This window comes from Nitrosomonas oligotropha (assembly GCF_009833085.1).
Taxonomy (GTDB): domain Bacteria; phylum Pseudomonadota; class Gammaproteobacteria; order Burkholderiales; family Nitrosomonadaceae; genus Nitrosomonas; species Nitrosomonas oligotropha.
Genome location: NZ_QRBZ01000034.1, coordinates 23,118 through 32,102, shown reverse-complemented (window position 1 = coordinate 32,102; position 8,985 = coordinate 23,118). Strand labels below are relative to the sequence as shown.

At 45.8% G+C, this 8,985-nt stretch carries 12 protein-coding genes; 1 reads left to right on the top strand and 11 read right to left on the bottom strand.

Annotated features, from left to right (window positions below; genetic code table 11):
* Nucleotides 1-148: 148 nt before the first annotated feature.
* From ABD07_RS11350 to ABD07_RS11300, 11 genes are all read right to left on the bottom strand, one after another.
* Nucleotides 149-718 carry a hypothetical protein gene (locus tag ABD07_RS11350; protein WP_160818355.1) on the bottom strand — a complete coding sequence of 190 codons (570 nt, stop codon included), beginning with the start codon at nt 716-718 and terminating at the stop codon, nt 149-151.
* A 150-nt stretch (nt 719-868) separates the two neighbouring features.
* Nucleotides 869-1,240 carry a hypothetical protein gene (locus tag ABD07_RS11345; protein ID WP_160818354.1) on the bottom strand — a complete coding sequence of 124 codons (372 nt, stop codon included), beginning with the start codon at nt 1,238-1,240 and terminating at the stop codon, nt 869-871.
* Nucleotides 1,237-2,820, bottom strand: a complete 1,584-nt coding sequence (locus ABD07_RS11340) for a YfjI family protein (protein WP_160818353.1) — start codon at nt 2,818-2,820, stop codon at nt 1,237-1,239. Before ABD07_RS11340 ends, ABD07_RS11345 begins: the two co-directional genes overlap by 4 nt.
* The gene (locus ABD07_RS11335; RefSeq protein ID WP_160818352.1) at nt 2,813-3,688 is read right to left on the bottom strand and encodes a toprim domain-containing protein; all 876 of its coding nucleotides are present in this window, start codon (nt 3,686-3,688) and stop codon (nt 2,813-2,815) included. Before ABD07_RS11335 ends, ABD07_RS11340 begins: the two co-directional genes overlap by 8 nt.
* Nucleotides 3,689-3,775: 87 nt before the next feature.
* Entirely contained in the window at nt 3,776-4,321 is a 546-nt protein-coding gene (locus ABD07_RS11330) for a hypothetical protein (protein ID WP_160818351.1), read from the bottom strand.
* Nucleotides 4,318-4,551: a hypothetical protein gene (locus tag ABD07_RS11325; protein ID WP_240142531.1), complete on the bottom strand. Its 234-nt coding sequence runs from the start codon at nt 4,549-4,551 to the stop codon at nt 4,318-4,320. The genes ABD07_RS11330 and ABD07_RS11325 overlap by 4 nt, the downstream gene beginning before the upstream one ends.
* Before the next feature lie 132 nt (nt 4,552-4,683).
* Nucleotides 4,684-5,370 carry a hypothetical protein gene (locus ABD07_RS11320; RefSeq protein WP_160818350.1) on the bottom strand — a complete coding sequence of 229 codons (687 nt, stop codon included), beginning with the start codon at nt 5,368-5,370 and terminating at the stop codon, nt 4,684-4,686.
* A gap of 90 nt (nt 5,371-5,460) precedes the next feature.
* Nucleotides 5,461-5,661 carry a hypothetical protein gene (locus tag ABD07_RS11315; protein WP_160818349.1) on the bottom strand — a complete coding sequence of 67 codons (201 nt, stop codon included), beginning with the start codon at nt 5,659-5,661 and terminating at the stop codon, nt 5,461-5,463.
* Nucleotides 5,662-5,864: 203 nt separating this feature from the next.
* Complete coding sequence (locus ABD07_RS11310; protein ID WP_160818348.1) at nt 5,865-6,152, bottom strand: HigA family addiction module antitoxin; 288 nt, start codon at nt 6,150-6,152, stop codon at nt 5,865-5,867.
* A 12-nt stretch (nt 6,153-6,164) separates the two neighbouring features.
* Nucleotides 6,165-6,443 carry a type II toxin-antitoxin system RelE/ParE family toxin gene (locus ABD07_RS11305; protein WP_160818347.1) on the bottom strand — a complete coding sequence of 93 codons (279 nt, stop codon included), beginning with the start codon at nt 6,441-6,443 and terminating at the stop codon, nt 6,165-6,167.
* 64 nt (nt 6,444-6,507) lie between these two features.
* Nucleotides 6,508-7,845, bottom strand: coding sequence for a tyrosine-type recombinase/integrase (locus tag ABD07_RS11300; RefSeq protein WP_160818346.1), 1,338 nt, complete (start codon nt 7,843-7,845; stop codon nt 6,508-6,510).
* 527 nt (nt 7,846-8,372) lie between these two features.
* Between ABD07_RS11300 and ABD07_RS11295 the strand changes: the two genes are divergently transcribed.
* Nucleotides 8,373-8,948, top strand: a complete 576-nt coding sequence (locus ABD07_RS11295) for an FxDxF family PEP-CTERM protein (RefSeq protein ID WP_108699197.1) — start codon at nt 8,373-8,375, stop codon at nt 8,946-8,948.
* The last annotated feature ends 37 nt before the right edge of the window (nt 8,949-8,985 follow it).

Here is an 8,985-nt window from a genome sequence, read left to right as displayed (position 1 = left end):
AGCAGCTTTCGCGTACTTGCAAAGCAAATCCTTTAGGTAGTTCGTTTGTCATTTTTAAGCCCTCATTAATCAGTTTTAATCAGTGGTTTTGTGGTCGTTTGCTGTGGTTCAAATGGTTTTGAAGATTTTTCTCCTTTAACGTTAAAAATCAATTCTCGATTACCGGCAGCCGTGCGAATTGTTCTAGCATCACGCGCAATTCCTTTTGGATAATCGCTTCAATCTCTGTTATCGATTCCTTGCCGATCACATCAGGCGCGATCCGGCGCGAACAAACAACAACGCCGTCCCTAAACTGCCGCGCACGCTCGAAAATGATTTTTTCAACTACTGATCGCTCAACCAATGAACCGATAAACTTCTCATGTTCTGCCGCTGCCTGTAATGCAGCAGCCTTTTCTCTAAGTGCGCGCGAGTTTTTGAATAGCTCATCAGCATTTTTTGTTTCAAGATCAAGCTGCGATTCGTTAACCTTGTGAACCAGTTCTGCTATGTCACTGCTGATAATCTCGGCTTCGTCGCTCTGTGAACCCGATTTGCTTTTTTTGCCGCCGGTATTGCCTGTTATGCGGCCTTCTTTGGTCTGCGTTAGGTCCAAATTCCTTGAACGCCAAAGAAGTGCAGATTCAAGGCTATCCGTTGGACAGCCGCGTTTTGCATGTCGGTGTAGCAGTTCTCGAGAAATGCCGATCTGTTTGGCTAATTCAGTAATTGTCATATTTGTATTTCCTGTTGTTCGTTGTGAATTGAGAACGCATTTAAAAAATTGCCGAGCTAGAATTTTCAGGAGGTGTTCACTACCTGCATCAATTTTTCTCGCTAGGAGAACCTAAAATGTGAATGATTATCATTTGTATTGATATGTCTATCACTGCACACCGCCGCGTTCGATAATCTCCAATAATAAAAATGGATCGTATCTATCCTTGGGTATCTGCATATCAAATGAGTATTGGCCTCTAATCGCAATGGTAACTATCACATACTTTGAGTCTGTTTCCGTATCGGTCACAAATGCCCGCTGAATCTCTGGCCGGTCTTCCAGCATCTTTAAAACCTTTTTCCGCCGCTCTTCACTCTCAGCGTCTTCAGGTAATGCGGCTTTGTTGGTTTTCTGTTTTGCTACAGCTACACTTGCTACTTTTGCTACACTTGGGACTAGTACCGGTTTATCTGTAGCAGGTGTAGCAACTGTAGCCGTAGCAAGTTTCTTTTTACGTATAATCTCAAGCAAGGTCATGCGACCTCCTGAGTCAGTAGTTTGGGATTCAGCCAGATTGATATTTTCTTCCCGTATTTCCTTACCTGGATACGGTCTAGCGCCTCAAGCTCATTGATGGCAGCGTCAAGCCGTGTTGCGTCTCTGATGGTTCCATACTGCTGCGCATAACGCTTGATTACATAGTGCGTATGCTCGCGCTTGCAGTGTTGAATCAACCAATCGTTAAGCCTTACAGCACCCGCTAATTCAGCAGGCAATGCTATTTCACCAAAGAAACGGCGTGATTCATTCAGGTGCCATGCCACAATCGCGCTTGCTCGCTCGAACGCATCCAAACTGATTGCACCGAAACCGCCCTCGAATACGTGGAATAGTGCTGCCAACCTTGTCGCATTGTCAGCAATCTTGCTTGCACAATCGCGCACATCAAACAAAATTCCGCCATCGGATAGCTGAATCTCAATCCCGTCATGAAATTCAATCCATGCATCCTTGGCCTCGGGTGTTAAAGTCAACATCTGTGGCGTAAGTGCGCCGTCTTCACTAATTGGCGCGGATATATTTAATATCTCGGTGATTCGCCGATTGAATGCGGCAAGTTGTGGCCAGCTCTCTGACGCTTCAGTGAATGGCCTGCAACCTTGCGTTGACTCTGGCCAACTAACAAGAAACCGCGCCAGGAATCCAGTCCCACGCGCCAATGCACCGGACTTTTCAAAGAAACTATTTAATGTTTCGGTCTGCACCTGCAAAGCGACTGTCAGTCTTGCGCCGCGCACTGTAAAAGACTCGCTGGTTTTGCGATCTATCTTCAAACTTGCACCGTCCCAAAGCTGGTTCAGCGTCGCAAGATTTCGCATTGCCGAGTCCTTACTCATGCCATGAGAACCAAAGACGATACCGGCCTCAGCAGACACCACACCACCGCTAGGCCATTGTTTAGCCAAGCTGTAGGCCAGTGCCTCGGGTGTTGCGTCGGCGTACATCAGGCGCGGGATTCGTGGCGGTTCTGGCTTGTTATGTTCCAAGTCTCTTAGCTCGGCCTCTTGGTTTCCGGTTGGTTTGCCGCTCTTTGCATCGCTGCGGATTTTGTCTTTTATCCCGCCGCGTTTGGCTTCCCATGAATCCATATCTGCATTGTAGTTATTGATTGCAGGTTTTGCGGCTTCGGCCTGTGCATCTTCATAATCAATAATTGCCTTAGTGAAGAATCTATCGCATGTGCTTTTACGTTCGCCACTATCAGCAATCGTTAGCAAGAATAAGCCGGTTGGTGAATACAGTGCGCTTGCGCGTTCTACGTCATAATGCGCCTGTATCGCCAAAGATAAAGCGGATATCGCCGAAGCTGCCACCAGCGGCACGGGTGCTTTGACGAAACCGTATACCTCATTTACCGCCTCTCTAACATTGTCGGGCAGTGATTCTATAGGATAGGGTTCCTTCTCGATTTTAGCCGTCAGCGGCTGCGGTTCTGGCCATTCATGGCGGTTTGTTTCATCCTGCACGGTTTCGGCATCATCAAGATTCAAGATGGCAATATTGGCAACTTGTTTCTGAAAGTATTTATCCGAAACAGTATTTTCCTGATTAAGCATGTTGGCTGCCTCCTGTCAGGACATCATTCCAATCCGCGCCGGGTACTGACGGAATCAACACCTTACCGCCAATAGCAAGAGCAGCTCCCCGCGCTTTAGATTGACCAACGCCTGACAGATCGTTATCACCACATACAATAATTTCACTCTCTGGCGATAGGTCTCTAATATTCTTGGCAACAGGCAGCAAGTTACCAGCATCAAAGGCAATGACTACGCGCTGCCCGGAATCTTCATGAAGACTTGCGCCGGTGGCGAATCCCTCACAAATTAGAATGCGCTGTGATAGGTCGCCAATAATATGAAAACAGCCGTATTTTCTGCCTCCGGATAAAAATCTCTTGCCGCCATCCTTGGCAATAAACTGCAAATTAGCCAGCCCATCAGATTCGTTATAAATTGGGATAACAAGGGCATCATGATATAACCGCGCTCCGTGTGGTTGAATACGTTTATTTTCTAGGTAGGCATGTTCTGTTTGTTTGGCGATAGGTTTGGCTCGATTCCAAATATTAATGGCCTTCTCCGCTGCTGCTGCGTGTCTTTGGCGCTGTTCTGCTTCACGTTGAAACTTGGCCTCGGTGATTTGTCCACTAAAAGCGTACGCCACTCTTGAGGCCTTCCCGCTGCTCCAAGTTTGTTTGGTGCCGGTTTTCCAGTTTTCAAAATACCCCGCCGGGTGCCGGTCAAGGTGGAGTACATACGCGCAATTTAAACTGCCATGCCTATGGTCTTCGCTTCGGACGCGGTGTAACTTGCCGTCCGGCAAAATATCGCCAGAATAATTGATTCCAGCGGTTCTCATTGCCTGCCTGAACTGGTTGATCACTTCATGAAATTGGTTGTTTGTGCTACAATCTGGATTCATTTAAATTAACCTCTAAATGTTTGTTTCAAATCTGTTTTGCATGTGAAAGACGCCCCCGGAAATCTGCGCCGGTGGCGTTTTCTTTTTTTACCGGTTAAATTTGCGCGTTTGGCAAAATTTATCCTGAGCTTGAACGATCTCGGTTAGCTCTGGTGCGGGGAATATTCGCGCCAGAAACCGGCTCCAATCCTGGCCATATTCAATGCCTGTGAATGTTTCGGCGGCTTTTACTTCCAGCAATTGACCGCGTAACTTCGCATTGAGGTTTTGGGATAGCTCCGCAATTAGCAGTTGTAAATGCTCACGGCGTGCGATTTCATAAGCTTTTTGGGCTGCTTCGATTTTTGGAACAAGCTCACTTCTTGCGGCTTTGATTAATTCGATGCGTCGATTCGTGGTTGCTAATTTCGCTTCCAATGTGTCGCAAAGCTGCTTGGCTGCGATTACTTCTGCTTCCCCCGCCATATCCATGATATGACGCTTCTCAATCACGTCACGGCTTGCAGTAGCACTATCAAACTCTTGGCGCTGTGTTTTTTGCTCGCTCTCGGCAGTTACAAGTTTTGCGGAAAGTACGTCATCTTGTTGCTGTAGATTTTCAAGGTCGTTTTTTGTGGCGGTCAGATTGTTCATTGTGCGGTTCCTCCGCTCAGTAGTTTGGCAACACCTTCAACCGGCCATAAAAGGCGATTCCCCAACTTAACCGGGCGAATGCCAAAATAAGCACCCGTCATGCAGTAAGATTTGCGCACGGTTTGTGGCTGGTGATTAGTCGCACGCGCAATCTCATCTGTTAGGATGTAATCACGACCTTTTGCTAATTCGGCTAAATTTGGTGGTATTGATATGGTTTGCATCATCATTTCTCCTGTTGAAGAAATTCGCCTTGGCGGGATTGCCGTAGCGGCGAATTGATGCAAATTTACAGACTTGGACTAAAAGGAAAAACGGATATAAAAATGTTTAATTGCGGAAAATTAAGGGGCGATGGTAGTTTAACTCACTAGTTCTTTAAAACAATCATCCAGTGATTTTGGTGGTGATATTCTGATTTTTGTTCTTTCACCAGAAGAAAACAGATTTAAATAAGAATCTAAGAATTTTTGTTTTCTTTCATCGCTCCATAAAACCATACTTTGTGCAGCATCTTTTTTGGCTTCTTTATAAATTTTGGAATATGTTGAGTTTCTTTTTTCCCATATATTTTTTTTAACGGTATTCAATGTTATTACGTCACAAGCAATTTCGTCTCCGCTCTTCCGTCCTGAGTTATTAGGTTTTAGCCATCGATATTTTTCGGGGTTTGTTCTGTACTGTTTGCATAGCCACAAATAAGCCGCTTCCGTTGCGCGTGTCTTATTTAATCCAAGAGCAATTAGTCTTTCTATTCTTAGTAATATGGTCGATGCACGAGAATCAGTCCATGTAGGTGTTAGAACCGAAGTATGCCCGCTACATCCCGGTTTAAGCCCAAAAATATCATCAAGCCCCTTTCCTTCTCTGCCGTCATGCTTTCCCCATTCTACAAACCCTTTCTCAATAGCGTCTAGTATCGCTTCGGGTATTGGCAAGTCATTAGCGCGAGCCCAGCAAAACACCTGCATTGCAAAAGGGAAAAAACCTGTTTCGGTGAATTTATCGGTGTATATTTCGATATTATTCAAAACTTCAAAGCGATCCATACGCACCCCTTCAAATACCCTTCATGAAGTCCACCCCAGGCGGCGAAGGTCTCCGCTTTTCGCCCCGTCGGGCTAGGGGTGGTTTATTGATTATTCTGAAGTTTCTTGCTCTGCTTTTTTCCGCCAAATTGGCGGCATAAGCCAATCATCGGAACTATTAACCTGAAATCCAAGGCAACGGTCAGCGGTCCAGCCTATTTTTAATGCCAGATGCTCAGCCGCGAGGGTTAATTGCCCGGTTTCGTCACCCTGTATAGCCTCGTTGCAAAGATTGCTCAAAGCACTCGACATATTAGCAATCTCATATAATGCGCATGTTATCTGTTAGGCATTGGGTAATTCTCTGCTCATGCATGGATTTAACGTTGTAGAATCTTCAGTAGCCATGATTCAAACTCCTCTTTAGTTTGCGTTGTGGTAGGGGTTTCAGGTGTAGAAGCACTTGATAACCCCGCTTATTGCCTGAATCCGTCAGGCGGCGGTGTTGCTCTGTTTCACACTGGCAATCGTTCCAGCGGTTTAATATTCGGTCTTGGTTGTTTCTTGGCCTGCCATAAATCCCACTGCGTTTGCATCCCCAACCATACATCAGGCGTTGTGCCAAGCCATGCCGATAAGCGCAATGACATTGCGGCGGTAATCCCTGCTTTGCCGTTCAGCACTTTGGAAAGCGTGACACGGGAAACTTGCAATTCCTTTGCGGCTTGGGTAACAGTCATTTGTTCCGGCAACCAATCCCTTAAAACTTCGCCGGGGTGTGCTGGGTTGTGCATTCTGCTCATGTTTAAAATTCCTTAGTGATAGTCTTGATAATCAACCAAAACAGCGTCCTCACCCTCAAAAGCAAAGGTCATGCGCCAATTGCCGCTTACCTTAACGGAATAATGCCCGGCAAGATCGCCTGTTAAACCGTGTAGCTTCCAGTTTGGCGCATTCATATCTTCCGGCTGTTTTGCGTTATCCAATGCGGTCAATAGTATGCGTAATTTTCCAGCATGGGCGGGCTGTATCCCTGCTTTCTTACCTGTTAAAAAGAAAGCCTCAATTCCTTTATGTCGGAAGGTTTTTATCATCGGCAAGTATTGTAAATAGTTAATTAACACATATCAACATGAAGCGATAAAAATATATGTTTCTTTAAGGATTGTTCTGTTTAACTATGTGCAATCCTGCTTGTGTTGGTGCAAAATTAACACCGGCTTCTTGCAGAATCCAGGCTTCATACTTCCCATGCCATACGGCCAGTAATTCAAGCGGGCGGTTAATGTAATGGCGTTCAGCGGTTGCGCTGGGTGCGTGTCCCATGATTTGCGCCACAATTCCGCGTGGCATTTCCACCCATTCGGCAAGACTGGCGAAAGTGCGGCGTAATCCGTGCAAGGTTACAGGCGGTAATCCGGCAATCGATAGCGCCCGGTTATGCGGGATGCGCGGCTCTGCTATTCGGCCATTGGCAGCCGAAGCGCTACTAAATACCCATTGATTGCGGCGGGGTAAAGCGGTTAGCAAGCTGGCAAGATACGGCGTTAATGGGATCTTCCGGCCTTCTTCATGCACTTTGTCTTTAACCCAAATGCCGTTCCATTGAAAATCTATATCCTGCCAAGTCAGGCTTGCCATTTCTTCGCGGCGTGCGCCGGTCAATAATAAGGCTTGAAGATATGCGCTAATGACAGGGTTAAGCGTTCTAACGGCTGCAAACCATGCGGGCATGTGTGCGCGTTGCAATACATCAAACTGCTTACTTTTCCGGCTCGGTATCTCATCGCGTAAATCTTTACTTTCCACGGCCTGCGGATTGATAACCGCGCTATATTCCGGGCGTGATACACACCACCGCCAGAATGCACGGAACATTTCAAAGCCTTGGCGGGCGTTATTTGCCCGTGTTTCTGCTTCCTTCCTTTGCCATTCCTTGAGTATATTGGCGTTAATATCGGTCATGCGCATCTGTAACAACGGATACAGCACGCCTTGTGCTGTTAAGCCTTTGCCGCGTTTTTTGGGTTCTCCACCGGCTTGAGATAGATTCTCATGGTCTTTTAAATGGCGTTCTCCCCAGCGTTTTCCGCGCTCGATATGGGAATGCTGCATTTTGTCTTTTTGATAAGCAAGGTAGGCTTGCCAAGCATCGTTAACTAAAGCTTCTTTGCTTTTTGCCAAGGATTGGGCAGCTTCAGCTATTGCGCGTTGTTCGGCTGCTTGTTGACGTGGGTCTATACCTTGATCGATTAATACTTTTAATCGTGCGGCCTCGGTTTGTGCTTTGCCAAGCGGCCATGCTTGCGTGCTTCCAATAGTGATTCTCACGGTTTTGCCGTGTAGCTTTGCTTCAAAAACATAGCTTTTTGCACCTGATCTCGTAACGCGCAAGCCTAATCCAGGTGTTTTAGCATCTGAAAAAATAGTTTGCTCTTTACCTTCATCGCACTGAAAGCAAGCAATAGAGCGGGCTGTAAAATTTTCACGTCTCATTTTTCATGTAGCCACCATGTAGCTTTTTTATGTCAATTATGATGAATTTCAATCAACACAAATCATAACATGAAAATTAATAACTATAGGTATTTGTTATAAAATATGTAAAACATAAATCTTAATCAACACTAATAAATGCTATTATATTCGGGCTCATAACCCGAAGGTCGTAGGCTCAAATCCTGCCCCCGCAACCAAATAAAACAAGCACTTAATGAATAAAATCCTAAGTGCTTTTTTGTTTTATAAGTGCTATGAAAGCTGGTGCAAGCGTTTATGCTTTGCATCCATAACAAACACACCGCTTCCAGTTGTACCCTACTCAAAAAACATTATCGTACTTACACTCATTCAATAAGCGTTGATTTTACTTAGGACAAGAATCCTAATAAATCAGGAGGAGTGATCTATTGTGCTCGATTGCTCCAGCGGTTATTGTTAACACCAGCAGGAAGATGTGTTGATTGTTTGACGGATAGAAGTGACACAAGACCTGATTTAAGAATTTTTTGGAGGTAGTAAAAATGAAATTAAAAAAACTGGCACTGTCCATTATCGCAACTGGCGCTCTCGTTATCGGAAGCGGTGCCCAAGCAGCAACCTATCATTTCGGACACTTACTATCCGGTGGCGGCCCCGCAACGCTGCACCTTGCCGATTTGGATATTAATGATCTTGGTGGCGGACATTGGTCATTTTTTCTCCACAATATTAATTTAAGCGCATTTGGCTCTGGTGCGTTTGTTGGCGCAATGGCAGTAGATGGTTTAACACCTAGTTCTGTAACAGTCGTACCCGGCGGCGGTGTGAGTACTGTTAGCAAAAACCCCGGCGGCGGCCCCGGTGGTAGCTTTGATTTCAGATATGATTTTGGCCGTGGAAGCGATAAGCTTAAAACTGGCGAAACCGTTTCATGGGATGCTTTTGGATTAGGCAGCTCGCATCTCCCGATTAGCGGAGAGCTGGCTTTACATGTGCAAGGCACAAGCTTCTCACCAAATTCTGCTTGGTATGTCTCACCCGTTCCAGAACCAGAAACCTATGCTATGTTGCTGATTGGTTTAGGTCTGCTAGGATTCTCGGCACGCCGCAGAACATAATTGGCAAGGTAATTAATCTGATTTCTCATGCAAAACG

What these genes read in the sequence shown, in the direction of transcription:
- ABD07_RS11315 (WP_160818349.1), bottom strand. Translation starts at nt 5,661, where the DNA reads ATGTCGAGTGCTTTGAGCAATCTTTGCAACGAGGCTATACAGGGTGAC.
- ABD07_RS11325 (WP_240142531.1), bottom strand. Translation starts at nt 4,551, where the DNA reads ATGATGATGCAAACCATATCAATACCACCAAATTTAGCCGAATTAGCA.
- ABD07_RS11300 (WP_160818346.1), bottom strand. Translation starts at nt 7,845, where the DNA reads ATGAGACGTGAAAATTTTACAGCCCGCTCTATTGCTTGCTTTCAGTGC.
- ABD07_RS11330 (WP_160818351.1), bottom strand. Translation starts at nt 4,321, where the DNA reads ATGAACAATCTGACCGCCACAAAAAACGACCTTGAAAATCTACAGCAA.
- ABD07_RS11345 (WP_160818354.1), bottom strand. Translation starts at nt 1,240, where the DNA reads ATGACCTTGCTTGAGATTATACGTAAAAAGAAACTTGCTACGGCTACA.
- ABD07_RS11335 (WP_160818352.1), bottom strand. Translation starts at nt 3,688, where the DNA reads ATGAATCCAGATTGTAGCACAAACAACCAATTTCATGAAGTGATCAAC.
- ABD07_RS11340 (WP_160818353.1), bottom strand. Translation starts at nt 2,820, where the DNA reads ATGCTTAATCAGGAAAATACTGTTTCGGATAAATACTTTCAGAAACAA.
- ABD07_RS11295 (WP_108699197.1), top strand. Translation starts at nt 8,373, where the DNA reads ATGAAATTAAAAAAACTGGCACTGTCCATTATCGCAACTGGCGCTCTC.
- ABD07_RS11320 (WP_160818350.1), bottom strand. Translation starts at nt 5,370, where the DNA reads ATGGATCGCTTTGAAGTTTTGAATAATATCGAAATATACACCGATAAA.
- ABD07_RS11305 (WP_160818347.1), bottom strand. Translation starts at nt 6,443, where the DNA reads ATGATAAAAACCTTCCGACATAAAGGAATTGAGGCTTTCTTTTTAACA.
- ABD07_RS11310 (WP_160818348.1), bottom strand. Translation starts at nt 6,152, where the DNA reads ATGAGCAGAATGCACAACCCAGCACACCCCGGCGAAGTTTTAAGGGAT.
- ABD07_RS11350 (WP_160818355.1), bottom strand. Translation starts at nt 718, where the DNA reads ATGACAATTACTGAATTAGCCAAACAGATCGGCATTTCTCGAGAACTG.